This is a genomic window from Vulcanisaeta sp. JCM 14467 (genome assembly GCF_001316245.1).
Taxonomy (GTDB): domain Archaea; phylum Thermoproteota; class Thermoprotei; order Thermoproteales; family Thermocladiaceae; genus Vulcanisaeta.
In genome coordinates, this window is sequence record NZ_BBDM01000001.1 from 75,935 (window position 1) to 95,239 (window position 19,305).

A 19,305-nucleotide genomic window follows, 5' to 3' on the forward strand; every position below is an offset into this window, starting at 1 on the left:
CCTTACCAACATATTTAAGGAATTACTCTACGCATTAGAATAAGAACAGGACGTGGCATCCTTTAATCATAAGATAGATCCACGACGGCTAAAATAACCATCGGCATTCCAGGGTAAAGCAAAGGGTAAGAAGGCCCATGATAGAATTTAACTATAATGAAGAGAGCAGAATTCACCCACGAAGCTCTAACTGCAGTATTACTAATCGCCGTGTTATCGGTCATCATGACCATCTTTATAGCCGTTAATGCCCAGCCAGGTCCCATCGAAAGTATTAAGATTAGTAATGGCATGGCCTCCTATTACGCATCCGTACTACCCTCAGCATCCCCTGGTTTGATCATCAGGGTTTACACCATCAACGGCTCTAGAGTCTATCCAATACCTACCTTCATTACCGTCTACGGATTAACACCAGGCACGTCGTACCCATTACCTACGGCTTCGGTCCCGTCATCTACGTACCATTTAGCAATGCTAACTGGAGGTTCATAATAAGCAGGTGGGTGTCGTTTAACTCAGACGTGAATAAGTATAATACGTCACTGCTTATCTTCATAACATACATAGACTTCACGAGAAATGAGAGTTGGTTAGTGGCCTTTTCAGTACCGTATAGTGTAAATTGGGTGATGGGTAGGGGAGACATTAGGTACATAGTATTGACGGCATACGTGAACCTAAGCGCCAAGCCCTTTAGATTAATCCCAATCAAGCGATTATCAACGAATCAATTAACAAATTCATTGAGAGCAGACTCTGCATACACGGAGTATAACTGCCTCGAGCAAGGCCCAATAGTGGCGGAATTAGGCAATGGGCCTCAAATGTACAAGCCAGTACTTTACTGCTACGGCTTCATAGGACCAATACCATTGATATGGATCACATGGAGTAAGGGCATTGTGCGTGAATACGAGGATTACGGTATTGAACTTGCACTCAATATTATGTATTTAGGAGTATTTGATTGGGACGCGGTTAGTTACGAGAATGGCATGCTCTCCACAATAGGTACCTCCTATAGCGCTTACATGAGTTGGAATGTGCCTATAGTGACGGTGGATCTTGGTTTTGGCTATAATAGCTATTTGGCCCAACCTGGTAGTTTCTACTTTGCTTATAATGGTTCTTTAGCGCTGATTAATTATACGGAGTATTACTACGTGGATCATGTGAGTTATGTCTATGCGGGTAGTACCGCGATTTCCGAGGTGTTGAACGCATCCTCATCAAATTCATTAATAGGTAACCTTGACTATGGTAATGGGCCAGTCAGCTACATATACAACACCTTAATACCACTCGCAGAGCAGGAGTTTAGATATCCGGCCCTAAGTAAATTAACGATCATAACATACGCAAGCTGGAAAAACGGAACACAAGGACCAGGATGCGGAACACTAAGAGCCTACCCCGCCGGAACAGCATACTACTGGCTAATAACCCTACAGAACATGACCACGGCCTACTACATCGGCCCTGCACAACCCTACGCATTACTTGATGCTGTGGGTATTAATGCTCTATCAACCCTTAATACAATGGAACCTTCTCCTGCATACACGTCATTAATGTATATCAAGTTCGTAATTATGGCCCGTATAAACAATTTAAATAAAACCAGTTGGTATCTATCATTAATTAATTTAAGGATCCTTGGAATACCCGCCCTTGGATTCATAATAAATGCAACAAGTTATTATCAAAATTCAGGTAACAGCCTCAGTTGTGAGGGTTAAGTTCGCAAATTCCTATGCAGCCCACACCGTAATTCACCGCTTTGAGATATTACGTTATTAACCTTCTACATGATGCTTGCCCGCGGTTTTAAGCCCACACCATATTGAGGGATGCCATATTTGTTGAGTACACTAAAGCATAGATTGGGCGAAAAAGCTTAAATTCAGCATGAAACTACCAATAATCGGGGCCCGTAGTCTAGCCTGGTAGGATGCCCAGGGGCATGTGCCCCGTACAAGCCTGACGCGCGGGAGATCCCGGGTTCAAGTCCCGGCGGGCCCACCAAGGCATCCTAATATTAGACGCTCCACGACTGCATTAACGTCACCCTCCACTCAAGATACATGCCCGTAAACAAATTCAAACTCGCTCGAATCACTTTTACTGAACAGCCGGAGTAAAAAAAGTCCGTTATGCGACATCTAGCTGATGGTTATGGGGGTTAAGTTCAATAAATGGCTATTCACCGTATTGATCCTAACAACCATAGCTGTGATCTCAATAACGGTCCTACCAATCCATAGGGCGCTCATTGGAATAAAACATGTAGGAGGTCCTACACGTGGTTACCTAAAGGTTTCGCAGGAAATTGAGCTCATACCCATACCCAGCGGTGTTGAAGTCTTTGCCATTGGTTCACCAGGATTCATCCAGGGTCTTGTTAATGCTGGTGTTCCACAGGGCATTATTACGCCCATAAGCGTCTCTAATGTAATCAATACGCCACCTCGATCAATCATAGCCATTGACTGGACATATCTATTTAATTACACCAGCAGTAACATGACAATTACCATTAGGATACTGAAGCACTTATTTATTAATAGGGATATCGTTATAATCGGCGTGAGTAATGTGAGTCAATTAATTACTACGGAATTAATACTGGCCAAGGCATGGGCCAAGGCATATAACGCGAGTGCCGTTGCTGTGCCCGTGCCGAGGTATGGCGTTGGCGATATGATGTACGTATTGGCTGTACCGATAGGCCATAGGGCATTAATGATCGGACCCGCAAATACCATAAGCCTTAATGAGAAACTCATTACAGTATTAAAGCTGTTATACGGCGTAATTCCCACCGTGCAGAACCAAGTAGACCCGGACGATCCTTGCTACGCAGTGGCTAGCTCCTTCTCAGCATCGACTCAACAAACAACCAATGTGAGCAATGGTTACTTCTTCTGGTATGGTCAGCAGATTTATAGCGATAGTTATGGCTCTGAAATTACTGATTTCTGCATTGAAATTGGCCAAAATATTGCTGGTGAAGAGAATGGATATACTTATATCCCTGGGTATGAATGGAACTTCATCGCATCATCACCTGCGTCCGGCGTGTATGTTAATAGTTTATTATCGTTTGTTGATCAATACGCATCGTATATGTGCTCACAGGGTGTTATGGAACCTGATGTATTTACATGCTCATACAGGAATACCCCAGTTGGTTGGTTCTCCTGGGCCGGCGCCAACCCTGGTCCAATAAGCCCGTCAACGTCAACTAGTGTGAGCTATCAAATAAGTATTGCCATTGGCTTCTCAGCTACTGGACCCACCGGACAGTTTGGCAATGCGATTACGGAGGGTTACACGATTAACGATCCGCCGATTGAGATAAACCTAACGGCTCCTCAATACACCAATACGCCTGATGGCGGCGGTGCCTATAATGAGACCTGGGTACTAGCACCAACAAACCCAACAGCCGCTGTCCAGCAGAATCAATTGGGTACTGAGATCCTTGGGCCTATGATTGTTTACCCATTCCTGACGACCCAGATTAACGTGCCCGCCGGTGTTCAGGCCGTGCTTTATAGCGGTAGTGGTTCCTCATGTAGTTATGAGTCGGTTGTATATGATGTTCAGTGGTTCATGTTCTACCCATCACCACCGAATATGCAGTTCCAGGTAATAAATGTCGGAACTGCTGGGCCAAGCACGTCATCACCAAGTGGGTTCTATGTAACGACATACACGTCTAGCTGTCCCCAGTAATGATTCACCTAATGCCATGCCTAAGCCATTTATCCTCTTAAAACTCATTGAGCCCTCATAACCAACCTCACTAAATATATCCTCCACGGTTATCGTTAGGTAAGTTTATTAAAAGATATCAATGATTAAATCCGCCAGATGGTCATACCAATTACCGTTTTAAGGATTCTGAGGAGGGTTCGTAGGATTGCCCGAAGTCTCATATTCTACTCATTAATCCTATTCCTAGTCGTTTTATTCGTTGGTGCCCTAATCATGTACTTGATAGAACATGGTAAGAACCCTGGGTTTAATAATTACTTTAATGCTGTTTGGTTTGTGGTGGAGACGATAACCACGGTTGGTTACGGCGATATAGTGCCTAATACGTACTTGGGTAAGTTGGCCGACATGGTGATAATGCCCGTGGGAATTGCCGTAATAAGCTTGTTAACTGCGTCAATAGCCACGGAATTAACAAATATAGCGATAACTAGAAGCATGGGTCATCACATGACCTCGAAGGGTGGGCATGTTATTATTATTGGTGATGTTGATAGGGCGTTGAGGGTTATTAATGTAATTATTGAGTTGATGAGAGCGAGGGGCAAAATTATCGACATCCTCTACATAGGTAGTGGTGAGAGACCGCCGTCATTACCTACCGATGTTGAGTTCATACGTGGTGACCCATTTAATACCAAGGACCTGCTCAGGGCTGGTGTTGATAGGGCATCTACGGTGGTGGTGCTCCCATTTAATGATGCCGATGCTAAGGCGGCTGATGCGAAGGTTGTTCTATTGATCATGAGTATTAGGAAGTTGAATTCCAACACCTACATAATTGCTGAGGTCCTTAACGAGTCCGACAGGGAGTACGCCTTAAGGGCTGGCGCTAATTCCGTAATCTCACTGGGCTCCTTCACCACCGTACTCATGGCCAATGAAGTATTTAACCACGGCCTCTCATCAGCCTGATAAGCATAATCAACAGTGGTAACCTGGACCTAATTAGTGCTGATGAGTATATTGGGAGGAGGTTCATGGACGTAGTCCAGACACTCAAAATGAAGCTGAACTACCTGGCTATTGGAGTGGTTAGGGGCAATGAGGTCATTCTTAATCCAGTTAATGACTTCATAATCCAATCAGGCGATTCCCTAATAATCATTAAGTGATTCGATCAATACCCTCAAGACACCATTGAGTGTGTACTCACTCGGCATTAATGGGTTTATGCCATCCTCCCTTAGGCGATCTGCCGTCACCCTACCTATGGCCACCACTGCCCTACCTTTAAGCGTCTCCCTGGCGCATTCCCTCACTGCCTCATACGTCATGGGACTCATGAACACCACATAATCAACATAATTAATTAATCTACATGCAACGCCAACATTTATAGGGTCGGGCCTTAGGTCGTAAATACCGTACTCAATCACCTCATGACCGATTCTCCCAAGCTCATTACGAATATAATCACTACCCCTCGATGACCTCAGCACCACGACCTTACCGCGGGGCAACTTACTCATTAGTTCAACAATGCCATGACTCGAGAATTCCCTGGGCACCTCGCATCGAAGGCCTAGTTTTTGAACCTCGTCGCATGTCCTCGGACCAACACCAATGACCAAAGTACTACTGCCTAATTGCTTCAATTTCTCACTAAGATACCTCACAACGACCGAACTCATTATAATTACGTAATTAGCATCGTTTAATGATACCTTATTAATCAGTTCCTCGTTAGGTATCACGTTAATAACGGGTATTTGAATTATGTCAAAACCACTTAAGGATATCGGCTTGATCTTTCCTGAAGCCTGAGGATTAAGATCTTCGTCATTTAACAACACCAAGTTCCTGGGCCAGTGACCTTACCGTGAGTTCAATAGCATCCCTACTACTCAGGGTGGGCTTCCAACCAACCTCCCTCACAATCCTATCAATGGAAAGTAACATCCTCTTCACGTCGCCCAGCCAACCCCTACCATCTGGGGTTGCTGTTTATAGGTTATCCTTGGGTTTAGCCCTGTGACCTTAATTACTATGCTCACTATGTCCTTGACACTTATTGAGTCCCAATTACCGACATTGTATATATAGACGCCACCATTTTTCACGGCATACTCCCAAGCCATCAACGTGGCATTCACAGCATCCGTTATGTAAAGGTACGACTTCTCCTGGGTTCCATCACCGAGAACCTCTAGTTCGCTAGGATTCTTCCTGAGCTTCATTAGTAGGTCATGAATTACCCCATGCCTAAGCCTAGGCCCTACAATATTCGCATAACGGAGGGCTACGCAGTTAATTCCATATAACCTTGCGTAGGTTCCGCACATGACCTCACCAGCCGCCTTAGCGGCTCCGTAAACACTTATTGGCTGTATTGGGTGATCCTCAGGTGTTGGTACTACCCTGGCATCACCATACACTGTACTTGATGATGCATACACTACACTCCTAACGCCGTACTTACGGGCTAGCTCAAGGACGTTAAATGTGGCTAGGACGTTCTCATCAAAGTGAATTCTAGGTTCAGTTACCGACACCCTAACCTCGGGATTCGCCGCTAAATGAAATACCGCATCAACACCCTGGAATACATCAGGATTACTTGGGCTTTTCAAATCATCCTTGACGAACTTAACCCTATCAATAACATTCCTAAGCCTATCTAGATCCCCTGAACTTAGATTATCAATGACGACCACGTTAAAGCCCATCTCCACAAGTCTCTCCGTTAGGATGAGCCTATGAAACCAGCACCACCGGTCACTAGCACCTTCATTTACAATCACCTCATCAACGCTATACTAACCAAGCCAGTTATCAATACAAGAAGGAGCCCAGTATTTCCCAGGACTACCTGAACCAACAGTAAAATCAGTAATGCGATCCTTATCAACCCACCCACTTGGCGCGCCTGACCCTGCAACGTGTTTATTACTATATAAATCATTATTAATATTAGCATTACTGATATGGTACCCATTATCCCGATATAACCCTCCTGAAGAACATTACTTATTTGGGACGTGTATATTGATGGTAATGCCAGCATCATTGATTCTATGAAACTTGGACTCACGTAATACTCATATTGAAGGTAAATAAGTATGCTTACATTGACTAAGTATAAGAATAGGCTTATCCCATAGAGCATGTGCCACGCCCCAACCCTCTGCGACTTACTCATCGAGCAAAGCCACTACCCCTTAGGTTATAAATATTGCAATAATGATCCCGGCGACAAAGCTTATGAAGTGGCCAAGCCTATTAATACCAACACCATCTACACGAGCACGGGCGGTATCGGTATTAATAGCCATAACGATTCATAAACGGTGTATAGTATTATTAGGAAATTGAACGCATGCACGGGTCTGACGGGCCCCCTAACGGTATTTATTAACGAGGACATTAGGACCGCACCCATTAGCCCCATGGTCATTGCCGATAACCCATAGGTCATAATGACCCTATTGTACATTAGGGATAGAATTATCGTGGAAACCCCAATACCGATTACACCGTTAGAATGCCCGCCAATAAGTAGTACCTCAGCCTAAGCTCTAGTACGGCAATGGCAGTTACAAAAATGAAGATGGGCAATGTACCTGCCAGGTCAGTGGCGCTGTCAGGTAGTAATGATGCGAATAGGTAAATAATGACGTAGATCAAGCCCCTAACCACACTCTGTCTCATCTCAATAAGCGCCCTACTCAAAATCAGTCCTGGCCTTATTAGGAAGACCGATGCATAACTAATTAACACTATTAACGTTATCACGGCTATGTAGGAATACCCAATACCCAGGCCCCTATGCAATTTAGCTAATACGTAAATGAAGAATATGGATAATACGAACTCAGGGAGTAGGGCGTAATAACTCGGTACTAATACTGCGACTAAGGAGCTTATTGCCGCGATTATTAACACGGCTGGGTAATAAAGCACGAGAGCTGACGCTCTAACTTTAATCGCCATTGCTGACCCATGTATATTAAGGTTTTTAATATGCATTACATTATGTGGTCAATGGAGCCACGTGAGGATTGTCATAGTACTTCATGGATCACGGGACCCCGATTATATCAATAGCGTAAAGCGCTTCGCAGAGGGTGTTGGCATTAGTTACGCATTTATTTCGTACTCTAAACCATCAATAAATGACGTTGCTGGTGACATATACATACCGCTGTTCGTTGGGTATGGTAAGGACTATGAACGGGCAGTATCCATAACGGGTTTTGAAGCGCCACCATTACTTAGGTGGCCGCATGTAGGGGATTTCCTCCTAAGTCTTGGCCCTGGCTATATGTATTTCATGGGGAGAATGACCAGAGACTCATTGATGATATAAATAGGTTGGGTCTTCATGATGTGGTTTTCCTTAAAATCGAGCCCACGCTCAGGAATTACCTAACTAACCACTGCCCAGATAGGGTGATTCCAGTAGTCCTTACCCAGGGCGTGATTTATAAGGAGATTCTAGCTATGGTTAGGGATTCATGCCCCAATGCCGAAGTTTTAAGGCCCCTCTTTGAGTTGCAGGAATTCATAACGTATTTTAGAGGTTCATTGACGTGGTTAGTGCAAAATACCAGACGCATTAGGTAGTGTGGGCATTATGATTGAGGTATTGCTGTATTACATAGTGATTTTAATAACCTCGGTAATCCTCGACTTAGTACTCGGTGAGCCCCGGGGTATATTCATAAGAATGCATCCTGTGGTCGTTACTGGTAATATTGCATTTAAATTATTTAGACCAGATGGTAAATTTTTTTGGAATATTTTTGTGGTTTATTTCCGTAATCCCAATAATGATTATTTATTACCTGGTACCGCGCATTCTAATGATTATTAATGTTGTAGTTGGTATTGTTGTTTATGCCTATTTCCTGAAATTAACGTTTTCAATAAGGTTAATGAGGGATTATGCCAAGAGGATATTGAAGGGCATTGAATCGGGTGATTTATATAATGCTCGTATGTTAACCCAGGAAATTGTTAGGAGAAATGTCTGGGATTTAGACACGGCTCATTTAATATCTGCAGTTATCGAAAGTCTTGCCGAATCCTTTGTAGATGGTTTTCTATCGCCACTGTTCTACTTCGCATTATTTGGATTACCTGGAGCCCTACTCCAGAGGCTTTCCAATACCATGGATTCGATGGTTGGTTATAGGGGGTGGCCGTATGAGGATGTTGGTTGGTTTTCGGCCAGGGTTGACACAGTACTGAATTACATACCCGCTAGGCTATCCTCAATCATCATTTCAATGGCATCTGGATTAATGGGGTTAAATTGGAAGGAAAGTATTTTGGTGGCTTTTCATGAGCATTGTAACGTAGGGAGTGTTAATTCTGGGTGGCCCATGGCATCCTTCGCAGGTGCGTTAGGGGTTATGCTTGAGAAGGTTGGCGCCTATAAAATTAATGATGATGCGCCAGGTCCAGATGTGAATAAATTAAGACTAGCTATTAAGTTATTTGATGTCTCGGTAATTATTGCCTTAGTAATTACTTTAGCCCTTTTAATTCTTAGAGCATTTCTTATATCGTTATTCATTTAGTGGAATTCTTCGATATAATGATTAAATAAATCATTATTTAATATGTAATTAATAGCCTTTATTTTTTACGGTGGATTATATGACGGGTCATATATAATATTTAGGAATAACCTTTTTTATACTAGTGCTATCAGGCATATTTTGGTAGATTACTATGTCTTCAATAACCACATCAAGTGGAGAGACAACACCTGCCGAAATTGAGAGGCAATTGACGGAGAGACAACTTCAGGTCCTTCAGTACCTACTTAAAAAGGCTGTCCCGCTTAAGGTCTACACGGTATATGCAGACCAGGATGAGCTGGCTAGGGAGCTTGGAATGACTAGGCAGGCGCTTAGTGTTCACCTTAAGAAACTTAAGGACTTTGGGCTGATAAGGACTGGTCGTGAATTCGTTGATGTGACTGATAAGGCGCTTAAGGTGTTGAGGATGAGTTCCAATGAGGCGATAATACTCGTTAAGGTTCAGCCAAGGTATAGGACGATCATTTATGAGAAGGTTAAGGAGCTGCCCATTGAGAAGGCGTATAGGGTGTCTGGTGATTATGACTTGATACTGATAACTAGGGAGGTCAATGTTAATGACATACTACGTGTGCTAAGTATGATGGAGGGTATTGAGGACACTAAGACCTTCATATCCCTGGAAACACTCAGGGAGTAGTACATAGTTGGGAATTAGGCATTGCTTAAATCATTAATTATTAAATATCATCAATTATTATTACACTGGAAGGTTTATTAACCTAGGATTACGCATTCACGTGGCATCATGGAGACGGTAAACCCTGGGGTAAGGATTGATGCATACATTAGAAATGTGGCGAACACACTCGATCAAATAGAGAGGGAGGGCGTTCGAAATGAGGTAGTTGAGATTGCCAAGGCGTACCTAAAGGACTCAATTTATTACCTGTCAAGGGGTGATCAATTCACAGCATTGGCAACAATAGCCTATGCCGAGGGCCTACTCGATGCATTAAGACTACTTGGAATGGCCCATTTCAATTGGAGTAGGACGGATGACCTGATCAGGAGGGCCCAGAATAAGGTATTTGTTGCGGGCACATTCGAGATAATACACCCAGGCCACATCGCCTACCTAAGGCACGCCTGGACACTGGGTCGCGTGGTTGCTGTGATTGCCAGGGATTCCACGGTAAGGAAGATTAAGGGTAGGGACGTGATAATACCCGAGAACCAGAGACTTGAGGTCATAAGCAACATTGTCTATGTCCATAAGGCAAGGCTCGGGTATGAGAACGACATGTTTAGGGTTGTTGAGGAGGAGAGACCGAATATAATCCTGCTCGGGCCAAACCAACCATTTAATGAGGATTGGTTAAGGGAAGAGTTGAGGAGGAGGGGATTGGGCAATATTGAGGTTACTAGGTTTAATGATTACGTAGACTGCCCACTCTGCAGCACGACAAAGATACTCAAGGCCATAAGTAGTAGGTTTAACCAGAATAATCCATCGCCATAGTGCAGGCACACTCATTTTTATAATTAGGACTTAATTTAGTGGTATTGCATGAGTGAACCAATACTCAAAGTAAGATCTGCACCCATAAACCTCATCGGTTACATGATAAACCCACTCATTATAGCCTTAGCCTGGGTTTTATTCGACGTAATGACGTTCGCGTTAGTACCAAGAACCTTACTAGGCATGTTATTAAGTCAGGTTGGTTGGTTCATGATCATCCTAATCTTTCAATTACTCTTCCTAGCAATCCTCATAGGTAATCTACGCAGGTCCATGAGAATAATTAAATGGAGTAGATACTCGATTATGGAACTCACGATATATAATGACTACGTGGTATTCCTAACACGCAATGGCGATGAACATAGGATGAGTATTGAGGACTTTAATCCATGCATCATTGAGTACATACCTCCAGCACAAGCGTCACCTCCACCTTCGCCACCTCCTCCAATGCCACCCCCACCTCCAACCATAGTTCCGTATACCTATGGACCTGGCATATTCATAATCAGGATTAGCCAGGGCGCTGAGGAATACTTCCTATTTATAATGGCGTATCAATACTCCGAGCTGAAGGATGCCCTAGTGAAAATCAAAAAAGTCCCTGGACTGGTGCAGTGATTACTTGAGATCTAGGCGTAAGACGTAATGGTTTATGGAATTAATCCTCTTGTTATTTGCGTAAATTCAGCTTGATTGAAGGTGAATGAGTAACTTATGAGAGTCATGTTTATGTTCACGAACATACTACCAAGCCCTCCTTGATGTGCGGGATATAGGTATATCGTTATGTTCGTTGGCACGCCATTACTTAGTAAGCATAGTTCTGTTATGTTCATGATCATTGGTAATCCCTGAAACTCACCTTGGGTTGGTGCTAACGTTAGCATTGCCGTGAAGCAGTAGGTTGTTCTCCCATCCCAGGTACCCTTCCCCACGTACTTACTCTCATTCAATGCAAGTATTACGTACTTAGTGAAGTTTACGTAAGGTGCGCAGTGAGTCGCGGTTTGCTGACCCATGAAGTTAAATACCGTTGCATAGCAAAGCTCATCATCATATCTCCAAAGTGCTATATCAAAATTAATGCCGGTCCCCATGAAGTGCCTAAATGAGAATGTGCCGTTTATCACGGTTGCATCATCTATGGGTGTCCTGGATATTGCGGCAACACCCATCAGCGGACCCATTTGAAACGGAATGCTGGGCATACCTGGAAACTCGTTATTACCGATCATAAACGTAGAACTGATGGCGAACTTATAAGTCATTGTAACATTCTTCATAAACAATTCCCTGGCATTTAGGAGTGCTGACTCAGGGCCTCCGTTTATTGTCATTGCAAGGTATGCAACGGCGCCGGCAATTACTACCGCAATAAGTACTGCGGCAATTAATAATGCCGTTTTCATCAATCCCACTTAAAACCTGAGTTATTAAAAGGTTTTTACCTTAATACCTCCTCGAAATCCTCAACCAATAATTCGCCTGCTTATCACCACATGCCAAGTCCCTTAAGCCACCAATGTCCCTACCGGCATCCTCATCCATGGGCACGCCCAACGCATCGGCATCGAGTAATTGCTGAATCGCCATTCCACAATCATTATCACCACTCCAGGGAACCTCAACAACGCCACCACTATCAAGCCGCTTCCTAGCCTCATCCACCGTGGTCGCCCTAGCAACCATGGACCTAAGGAACTCCCACGCCATATTCCTAAGGTTAGTATTTATCTCGTTCAGCATTTCCCTAACGGTATCCACCACACTTTCGCGCGGAGCAACATACTTCTCAAGTGTATCCCTCCTGGCAAGTACCACCTGCCTATTCTCAACATCCTTAGGGCCGATCTCAATCCTAAGCGGAACACCCATCATCTCCCAATAATTATACTTCCAACCTGGCGTCCTATCAGTCCTATCATCAACGTAAACTCTAATACCCGCGCTGGTTAACTCCTCGGTTATTGACTTAACCTCCCTCATTATTGCCTCCTCCGTACCCTTATACATAATTGGAACTATCACAACCTGTATCGGCGCCACGTTAGGTGGCAGCACAAGTCCCTTATCATCACCGTGCACCGCAATCATCGCTGCGATAACCCTCTCGGAAATTCCATAACTTGTTGTGTGTACGTACTCCCAATCACCACTTGGCGTTAGGTACTTAACATCAAAGACCTTCGCGAAGTTCGTGCCCAGGTAGTGCACGGTGCCTATCTGCATGGTCTTCCCATCAGGCATCACCGTGTCGAAGGCTATCGTGTAAACCGCCCCAGCGAATTTATCCCACTCAGCCTTTGGCTAATTAGGTATGGTATTCCCAGGTAATCAAATATCTTCTTATAAATCTCCACGGCCTCCCTAACCTGCCTCTCCGCATCCTCCCTATTTGCATGGGCCGTGTGTGCCTCCTTAAACATTGATATCTCCCTAAGCCTAATCATGGGCCTAGTGGCCTTGGTCTCGGCCCTAAACACACTCACTATTTGATATACCCTAAAGGGCAGGTCCGTGTGGTCCTTAATCCAGAGCTTAAACATTGGCATCATCGCGGTCTCGCTGGTCGGCCTTAGGATCAGCCTCTCCTCGCCGGCACCACCCTTACTCACCCAGAAGACCTCATTCTCAAAACCCCTAATGTGCTCGCTCTCCTTTGAGAAGAACTCATAGGGTATGAACACTGGGAACAAGACCTCCTGATGCCCAGTCTCGTCATGAACAAGCCTCACGTAGGACTCAACCAGTCTCCTGATCTTCATACCATAGGGTCTCCAAACATATGCACCTTTCACTGGATATCTATAGTCGTAGACCCCGGTCTCCATTATAACCCAGTTAAACCACTCGGTGAAGTTCCTCCACTTCTCCCTGGGCCTCTTCTCTCCGGGCTTGATGAGTTGTAGCTTGGCAATAAAGGTCCCTCGGCTGTGGATAGATTGGGCCTTAAAAATATTGTGTCCCTGCAATTAAATAATTAGCATCAACTATTTAAGCGCCTTGATTACCGTAGAATTAATGAATTTCAGATTAAGGGTTGAAGTATTGAGCAATTGCGTTGGTTGTGGGATATGTTGGACGGTGTGCCCAAAGGGCGTATTGACAGGGAAATTGAGGGATAAAGCCTACGTATTGAATGAATCACTATGCTCAGGGTGCTTCTCCTGCCAGAACAACTGCCCATACTCCGCAATCAGGGTAACACCAATTCAGTACTAGGTAATTATTGGGAGGCCCGTGGACCTGACGAAATTCACGTACTCACGGTCACTAATGAGCCGTATAAACGCATCGGTTAAGTCCCTGCCCATGACCACGTAATCCCCTATGTAATTAATGACATAATCCACGACCTTAGCCAGGTAATCAATGCCCAATTTACCACTTGATATTAGCACCATCAAATCAATGGGTGTAGGCACCAATGGGCCCAATAGGACAACGCCGCTGGACCTTGCGACATGTTCCATGAATTGCACGTAATCATCAACCACAACCACGGGTTGGTCAGGTAGGGTTAAGGAAGCCGTAGCCACCTCCCTACTGAAAAGCCTTAGCCAATCATCATAATCAACCCTACCACTAAGTCTATACCTAATAATTAACCCAGCAAGATCAACGCCAAAGTCAATGGACCTCCTCAACCTATCCATACTATCGTAACACTCAATAGATGCTGACGGCTCAAACACCATGACATCCCTTAGGAAACCTGGCACCCACCCCCAAAGCCTAACGAATGAATTCCCAAACCTCATGAGCAGCTCAATGGCCTCCCTGGGGTTTAGTACGGCTAATCTACAGAATTCCCGTGGTAATGGTAGTGATAACGCCTTATAACGCTTAACGACCATCATCAGCATGTTCCTTAAAATGGGCATTGAAGCTCAATCCTCGGCACGTAGATTATCAAGTCCATACGCCACACAGCCATAAATTAATGACGCACTATTAAAGTGGAGCCCGTCAGGTATACCCGAGTTCCTCATCATTACTGACCTCAGAGGCCTGTTCCTCTCATCAATCAGGTTCTACTTAATATTTAGTGCATTAATTAAATTAATTCCGATGGGTAATTACGAAGTATTCATTAGGTTATGCGAACGCATTAACTGCCCGAGGAGTTACGTAGGCTTGATATTGGGTGAGTTATTGAGGTTGGGTGTAGTTGAGGTTCTTAGTGATGGTGCCGTTGAGTTTATGGGGATTAGGTTGTTGGGTAAGGGTCAGAATAGTTTTGTGTTTAAGTGCCGTGTTGATGGTGAGTATTATGCCTGCAAAATCAGGCGCTTTGACTCATCGAGACCGAGCCTAATTAATGAGGATAATTACCTGAGACTTGCGAATTCCGTTAACGTAGGGCCGAGGTTAATTGGGTATGCAAGTGATGTATTGATTATGGAGTTAATAAATGGCGTGCCCATTCAGAAGTACGTAATTACGTCAAGCTCAACGGAACTGAAGGCGGTACTTAAGGACTTGCTTTGGCAATGCCGTAGATTGGACTCTATAGGCCTAGCACATAATGAGTTGAGCAAGCCTCAGGACCACGTAATCATTAGCGGCGGTAAAGCCTTCATAATAGACTTCGAAAGCGCCAGCCTTAATAGTAGGGTCAGTAATGTCGCCCAAATACTGAATGCGTTGGTATTGGGTAGGGGCTTTATTCAGGATCGTGTTAGGGCTGTTATAGGCGTGAGCCTTAATTTCGATGAGCTACGTAGTGCCATTAGGAGGTATAAAAATACGAGGAGTGATGATGACTTCATACAAGTAATGAGGTTACTTGGACTTGAGTAATTCCTGGGCCAGGTTCCATAGTTTATCCCCGAGGTGGTGAATAACCTTTATGACCTTACCCTTACTCGCACTCCTCATCTCATCAGCGGCCATTAGGGATGCGCCAATGGCTATGTACCTACCCTTAAGGTCCTTAATCAACAATACGTCGCCAACACCGAAATTACCACTTATATCCTTAATACCCGGTCTCATCACATCCGCCCCATTGACTATGTGCGGTACTGCGCCATCATCCACGGTCACTGATGGGTAATTGGGCATGTAGGGTGGATTTAGGTAGAAGTATGTCAATAGCGGCACTACGTACTCCCTCTGGCTTGAGTCGATCTTTACCATTAGCTTCGCCACCAATGGCTTATCATCAATTAGGTATACCGTCGTTGTCTCATTGAGTTCATAGACCTCAACCTTCTTGGCACTCCTGAATATTGGTCCCAGCTCGCCCACGGCGTTGCTCAACTCCTTAATATCCTTATTGCTCAGGAAGTACCTCTTAACACAGCAATTATTTGCAGGGCTCATTAATAAGTATTTAGTACGTAACTCAATATTTAATAGCAGGTATTTTGCATTTTATTAATGTGTCTACGGAGACAATAACGAGAGCCGAGTTTGAAAAGGTAGTACTTAAGGTTGGCAAGGTGATACATGCAGAGAGGGTTCAGGGCTCGAAGAAATTATTAAGGCTCATTGTCGATATTGGCGACGAGAGGAGGCAAATAATCACTGGGCTTGCGGAGTTTTACAAGCCCGAGGACTTGATTAATAAGTACGTGATTGTAGTCGCTAATTTGGAGAGTAGGAAGATATTTGGCTATGAGAGTCAGGGAATGATACTGGCCTCATGCGATGAGAAGAACCCAACAATAATAACGATTGATAAGCCACAGGATGAGCAAATAGGTAAGAGGGTTTGCTAAAGGTGAATTGCTTTAAACTCCCTGTTTAAAAACGGTAACGGTGAATATAGAGTACTACGTCTTAGATAATGGACTTAGGCTATTGATAAGTAGGTTTGAATCACCAACGGTGGGAATAGCTGTCGGCGTCGGCATTGGCTCGATATACGAGGACAGGGATCTACGGGGCATAAGCCACTTCGCCGAGCACATTATTTACAGGGCGTACCCAAACATTGACCTGGAAATAGAGGGGCTTGGCGGTGTATCTGATGCGTATACCGAGCGAACACTCACGATGTACCTATTCGAGGTGATACCAAGCGAGTTAAGGAATTTACTGAGGCTTATTTATAAAATGTTCAGTAATAGGAGGGTTGATAATGAGGATTTTGAGAGGGAGAGGAGGGTCATACTTTCTGAGATTAAAATGAGGAATGACGATCCAGGAACACTAATATATGACCTAGGGCCCAGGGCATTATTTGGAGATAGCGATTACGGTGCCCCAATCATCGGTACCGAAGAGAGCATCTCCTCAATGGCTACCAAGGATCTCGAGAATTTCCTCGAGTCATACTACACACCAGATAACATGGTGGTGAGTATTGTGGGCCCCATAAACATGCCAATCAATGAAATAATAGGATTATTTAACGGGTGGGATGGTAAGTCAAGCCGTAAGAAGATCCCAACAATGGGTAAGGGAGGGCCCATAGTCATCAGGAGACCCATTGAATCGGCCTACCTATCGTATTCCTGGCAATACAACGTGATTAACGAGGATTCATTCCTACTCTCAATTAAATCATCACTGCTTGAGTTCCACCTGGTGAATGGGCTTAGTTCATACTTAATGTCCAGGTTCAGGAATAAGGGCTTGACATACACAATAGACATGGATAGGGATTACCTACCAGGTACCTACTACTACCAGCTAGTGGTGTCAGCCGTTAATGAGGAAAGTATCGATATTGTTAAGGAGGAATTAGTTAATGCATTGTTAAGCATTAATGATTTATTTAAGGATGAGTACTATTTAAGCAAGCGACTAAACTACCTCAAGTACTTAATAAGTGATTACCTGCGCAGACCAATACAGGTGGCTGAGTCCATGAGCTACATGGAATTGAAGCTCAGCAATCACGACATTGATGAGTTCAATAACGGACTTGAGAGACACTTCAGGGATTCCCTAGACCACCTAATAACTAATGGTGTATGGTCTGAAATATTACCATTATAATATTAGTGTATTACGTATACGTAAACATTACGTATGCGCATAAATAACTAGAGTATTACTATGGTATTATTGTTGTATTCCCAACCTCTCCTTAACCTCCCTGAGCAGCAGTGTCATTGCCTCGCCAGCCTTACACTGTATTATTACATCAGCGATGTAATCAAGCTCCGTGGGCTCCATGTTTATGATAATGACCTTACCACCCATCTCCTTAACAAAGATAGGTATGTAAGCGGCAGGATAAACAGAAAGCGAAGAACCAATCACGAGTACCGCATCACTCATTAATGCAAGCTCTCTAGCCCTCTCAAAATCCTTAACGGGCTCGCCAAATAACACGGTATCAGGCTTGAGAATACCACCACACTCATCGCAGAGTGGTGGTATTTGACCACTATCAATCTTTTTAATAACAACTTCCATCGGGTATGTACGACCGCAGGCAATGCATACAGCCCTCTTCATTGTTCCGTGAAGCTCAATTACGTTCTTAGAACCGGCTGCCTGATGTAATCCATCAACGTTCTGCGTAATCACAGCCTTTATGATACCCAACCTCTCGAGTTCCGCCACGGCATAGTGCGCCCTGTTAGGCTTAGCCGCGAATAATGTGCTCATCCTCATCCTGTAGAATAGCCAGAAGTCCTTTGGGTGATTTAGGAAGTAATCTATGGTAGCTATTTCAGGGCTGTACTGTTTCCATAATCCCTGGGGACCCCTAAAGTCAGGAATCCCTGACTCCGTGGATATACCAGCGCCCGTGAAGGCTATTGCATGCTTTGCATTAATCAATACGTCAGCGGCCTTCTTTATATCCTCAATATTACACTGCTTCTCACTCATATACTTACTCTTACTATTACTCGGCCCGCGTTATAAGTATTAGTCCTGATTGGTGATGAAGAACTTATATTATAGTGAGGTTCCCTTTATACTGAGTGTGATGAACTGACGACGGACTGAACTACTGATGATCGCGTTGGTGGCTGACCTCATCATATACCAACTCGACATCGTTTACTGACCTCAACTCCACGGCATTTATCCCATAGTGATTCCTGAGGGATTCATAGGTTGGCTTGTTATGCGCAATGACGTAGAATGCTGAGGAGAAGACGTACTTCTCCCAATCCCTTATTGTTAGGCTTAGTAGGCTCATACTGTTACCTGACCTAATGGGCTCGGTCGAGTATGCACTGACTATGTATGGAACCTTAAGCCTCTGTGAAAGTACCTTGGCGATTACTGCGGCTATCCACTCATGTGCATGTATGAGGTCTATATCCCTGGGTATTACGTAGGCGCCCTGGAAAGGACCTCCACAAGTAGGAAGTGCGTATAGGCAACAACATCACTGAACCATCTATCGCTAACCGTGAACACACGTATATTGCCATCCATGTAACTACCATCAAAGTTAGCCGGGTGCATCAGGTAAACATCATGCTTGCTCGATAATTGCGTAACCAAGTCCCTGACTTGGAATGCCAGTGATCCAACGACCCTATGTGGTGGGTACTCCGTGGATATGTGCAGAACCTTAACCACAGA

At 44.2% G+C, this 19,305-nt stretch carries 25 protein-coding genes, 1 tRNA gene and 2 pseudogenes; 16 read left to right on the plus strand and 12 right to left on the minus strand.

Annotation, left to right across the window (positions count from 1 at the left end; all coding sequences use genetic code 11):
• Nucleotides 1-156: 156 nt before the first annotated feature.
• The 6 genes from JCM14467_RS00425 (at nucleotide 157) to JCM14467_RS19250 (ending at nucleotide 4,898) form a co-directional block, all read left to right on the plus strand.
• Entirely contained in the window at nucleotides 157-495 is a 339-nt protein-coding gene (locus JCM14467_RS00425; RefSeq protein ID WP_054848729.1) for a hypothetical protein, read from the plus strand.
• Nucleotides 496-506: 11 nt separating this feature from the next.
• Nucleotides 507-1,742, plus strand: a complete 1,236-nt coding sequence (locus tag JCM14467_RS00430; protein WP_252900238.1) for a hypothetical protein — start codon at nucleotides 507-509, stop codon at nucleotides 1,740-1,742.
• Between the two features lie 188 nt (nucleotides 1,743-1,930).
• A tRNA-Val gene (locus tag JCM14467_RS14465) sits at nucleotides 1,931-2,028 on the plus strand.
• Between the two features lie 144 nt (nucleotides 2,029-2,172).
• The gene (locus JCM14467_RS00435) at nucleotides 2,173-3,741 is read left to right on the plus strand and encodes a hypothetical protein (protein WP_054848731.1); all 1,569 of its coding nucleotides are present in this window, start codon (nucleotides 2,173-2,175) and stop codon (nucleotides 3,739-3,741) included.
• Between the two features lie 138 nt (nucleotides 3,742-3,879).
• Nucleotides 3,880-4,698, plus strand: a complete 819-nt coding sequence (locus JCM14467_RS00440; protein ID WP_252900239.1) for an ion channel — start codon at nucleotides 3,880-3,882, stop codon at nucleotides 4,696-4,698.
• A gap of 65 nt (nucleotides 4,699-4,763) precedes the next feature.
• Nucleotides 4,764-4,898, plus strand: a complete 135-nt coding sequence (locus JCM14467_RS19250) for a hypothetical protein (protein WP_256359180.1) — start codon at nucleotides 4,764-4,766, stop codon at nucleotides 4,896-4,898.
• Here the strand turns inward: JCM14467_RS19250 and JCM14467_RS00445 are convergent.
• The 5 genes and pseudogenes from JCM14467_RS00445 to JCM14467_RS14475 form a co-directional block, all read right to left on the minus strand.
• Complete coding sequence (locus tag JCM14467_RS00445) at nucleotides 4,881-5,579, minus strand: uroporphyrinogen-III synthase (RefSeq protein ID WP_252900240.1); 699 nt, start codon at nucleotides 5,577-5,579, stop codon at nucleotides 4,881-4,883. The two genes, JCM14467_RS19250 and JCM14467_RS00445, sit on opposite strands and share 18 nt — an antisense overlap.
• Nucleotides 5,566-6,517, minus strand: a pseudogene (locus JCM14467_RS00450) (NAD-dependent epimerase/dehydratase family protein). Before JCM14467_RS00450 ends, JCM14467_RS00445 begins: the two are co-directional and overlap by 14 nt.
• A gap of 6 nt (nucleotides 6,518-6,523) precedes the next feature.
• On the minus strand, nucleotides 6,524-6,925 hold the full coding sequence (locus tag JCM14467_RS00455) for a hypothetical protein (RefSeq protein ID WP_054848733.1): 402 nt from the start codon (nucleotides 6,923-6,925) through the stop codon (nucleotides 6,524-6,526).
• A gap of 96 nt (nucleotides 6,926-7,021) precedes the next feature.
• Nucleotides 7,022-7,219 carry a hypothetical protein gene (locus JCM14467_RS14470; RefSeq protein WP_252900241.1) on the minus strand — a complete coding sequence of 66 codons (198 nt, stop codon included), beginning with the start codon at nucleotides 7,217-7,219 and terminating at the stop codon, nucleotides 7,022-7,024.
• 35 nt (nucleotides 7,220-7,254) lie between these two features.
• The gene (locus tag JCM14467_RS14475; RefSeq protein ID WP_252900242.1) at nucleotides 7,255-7,716 is read right to left on the minus strand and encodes a hypothetical protein; all 462 of its coding nucleotides are present in this window, start codon (nucleotides 7,714-7,716) and stop codon (nucleotides 7,255-7,257) included.
• 61 nt (nucleotides 7,717-7,777) lie between these two features.
• Here JCM14467_RS14475 and JCM14467_RS14480 point away from each other — a divergent pair, with 61 nt between their 5' ends.
• The 6 genes from JCM14467_RS14480 (at nucleotide 7,778) to JCM14467_RS00485 (ending at nucleotide 11,421) form a co-directional block, all read left to right on the plus strand.
• A complete protein-coding gene (locus tag JCM14467_RS14480) occupies nucleotides 7,778-8,092 on the plus strand; it encodes a hypothetical protein (RefSeq protein WP_252900243.1) in 315 nt (104 codons plus the stop codon).
• Nucleotides 8,093-8,097: 5 nt separating this feature from the next.
• Nucleotides 8,098-8,349 (plus strand): hypothetical protein, encoded by a 252-nt coding sequence (locus tag JCM14467_RS14485; protein ID WP_252900244.1) that lies wholly within the window; start codon nucleotides 8,098-8,100, stop codon nucleotides 8,347-8,349.
• A 155-nt stretch (nucleotides 8,350-8,504) separates the two neighbouring features.
• A complete protein-coding gene (locus tag JCM14467_RS00470) occupies nucleotides 8,505-9,308 on the plus strand; it encodes a cobalamin biosynthesis protein (protein ID WP_252900245.1) in 804 nt (267 codons plus the stop codon).
• 154 nt (nucleotides 9,309-9,462) lie between these two features.
• Entirely contained in the window at nucleotides 9,463-9,972 is a 510-nt protein-coding gene (locus JCM14467_RS00475; RefSeq protein ID WP_054848734.1) for an Lrp/AsnC ligand binding domain-containing protein, read from the plus strand.
• Between the two features lie 108 nt (nucleotides 9,973-10,080).
• Nucleotides 10,081-10,794, plus strand: a complete 714-nt coding sequence (locus JCM14467_RS00480) for a DUF357 domain-containing protein (RefSeq protein ID WP_054848735.1) — start codon at nucleotides 10,081-10,083, stop codon at nucleotides 10,792-10,794.
• A gap of 48 nt (nucleotides 10,795-10,842) precedes the next feature.
• On the plus strand, nucleotides 10,843-11,421 hold the full coding sequence (locus tag JCM14467_RS00485; RefSeq protein ID WP_054848736.1) for a hypothetical protein: 579 nt from the start codon (nucleotides 10,843-10,845) through the stop codon (nucleotides 11,419-11,421).
• A 32-nt stretch (nucleotides 11,422-11,453) separates the two neighbouring features.
• On the opposite strand, the gene JCM14467_RS00490 is transcribed toward JCM14467_RS00485, so the two are convergent.
• Together JCM14467_RS00490 and proS are read right to left on the minus strand one after the other, a co-directional pair.
• Complete coding sequence (locus JCM14467_RS00490; RefSeq protein WP_054848737.1) at nucleotides 11,454-12,212, minus strand: hypothetical protein; 759 nt, start codon at nucleotides 12,210-12,212, stop codon at nucleotides 11,454-11,456.
• A gap of 40 nt (nucleotides 12,213-12,252) precedes the next feature.
• Nucleotides 12,253-13,721: pseudogene (gene proS / locus JCM14467_RS00495) on the minus strand (proline--tRNA ligase).
• Nucleotides 13,722-13,851: 130 nt separating this feature from the next.
• Between proS and JCM14467_RS14490 the strand changes: the two are divergent.
• Entirely contained in the window at nucleotides 13,852-14,025 is a 174-nt protein-coding gene (locus tag JCM14467_RS14490) for an ATP-binding protein (protein WP_252900246.1), read from the plus strand.
• Here JCM14467_RS14490 and JCM14467_RS00500 read toward each other — a convergent pair.
• On the minus strand, nucleotides 14,022-14,687 hold the full coding sequence (locus JCM14467_RS00500; RefSeq protein ID WP_252900247.1) for a hypothetical protein: 666 nt from the start codon (nucleotides 14,685-14,687) through the stop codon (nucleotides 14,022-14,024). The two genes, JCM14467_RS14490 and JCM14467_RS00500, sit on opposite strands and share 4 nt — an antisense overlap.
• A 187-nt stretch (nucleotides 14,688-14,874) precedes the next feature.
• On the opposite strand from JCM14467_RS00500, the gene JCM14467_RS00505 reads away from it, so the two are divergent.
• The gene (locus tag JCM14467_RS00505) at nucleotides 14,875-15,606 is read left to right on the plus strand and encodes an RIO1 family regulatory kinase/ATPase domain-containing protein (protein ID WP_054848738.1); all 732 of its coding nucleotides are present in this window, start codon (nucleotides 14,875-14,877) and stop codon (nucleotides 15,604-15,606) included.
• On the opposite strand, the gene JCM14467_RS00510 is transcribed toward JCM14467_RS00505, so the two are convergent.
• Nucleotides 15,589-16,131 carry a DUF1947 domain-containing protein gene (locus tag JCM14467_RS00510; RefSeq protein ID WP_054848739.1) on the minus strand — a complete coding sequence of 181 codons (543 nt, stop codon included), beginning with the start codon at nucleotides 16,129-16,131 and terminating at the stop codon, nucleotides 15,589-15,591. The genes JCM14467_RS00505 and JCM14467_RS00510 overlap by 18 nt on opposite strands.
• A gap of 59 nt (nucleotides 16,132-16,190) precedes the next feature.
• On the opposite strand from JCM14467_RS00510, the gene metG reads away from it, so the two are divergent.
• Nucleotides 16,191-16,529 (plus strand): methionine--tRNA ligase subunit beta, encoded by a 339-nt coding sequence (metG, locus tag JCM14467_RS00515; RefSeq protein ID WP_054848740.1) that lies wholly within the window; start codon nucleotides 16,191-16,193, stop codon nucleotides 16,527-16,529.
• Nucleotides 16,530-16,569: 40 nt separating this feature from the next.
• On the plus strand, nucleotides 16,570-17,754 hold the full coding sequence (locus JCM14467_RS00520) for a M16 family metallopeptidase (RefSeq protein WP_054848741.1): 1,185 nt from the start codon (nucleotides 16,570-16,572) through the stop codon (nucleotides 17,752-17,754).
• 66 nt (nucleotides 17,755-17,820) lie between these two features.
• Here JCM14467_RS00520 and cobB read toward each other — a convergent pair whose 3' ends face one another.
• The 3 genes from cobB to JCM14467_RS00535 form a co-directional block, all read right to left on the minus strand.
• Nucleotides 17,821-18,597 (minus strand): NAD-dependent protein deacetylase, encoded by a 777-nt coding sequence (gene cobB, locus JCM14467_RS00525; protein WP_054848742.1) that lies wholly within the window; start codon nucleotides 18,595-18,597, stop codon nucleotides 17,821-17,823.
• A gap of 121 nt (nucleotides 18,598-18,718) precedes the next feature.
• The gene (locus tag JCM14467_RS00530; protein WP_342765431.1) at nucleotides 18,719-19,048 is read right to left on the minus strand and encodes a glycosyltransferase; all 330 of its coding nucleotides are present in this window, start codon (nucleotides 19,046-19,048) and stop codon (nucleotides 18,719-18,721) included.
• Entirely contained in the window at nucleotides 19,048-19,302 is a 255-nt protein-coding gene (locus JCM14467_RS00535) for a hypothetical protein (RefSeq protein ID WP_054848744.1), read from the minus strand. The genes JCM14467_RS00530 and JCM14467_RS00535 overlap by 1 nt, the downstream gene beginning before the upstream one ends.
• Nucleotides 19,303-19,305 lie beyond the last annotated feature (3 nt).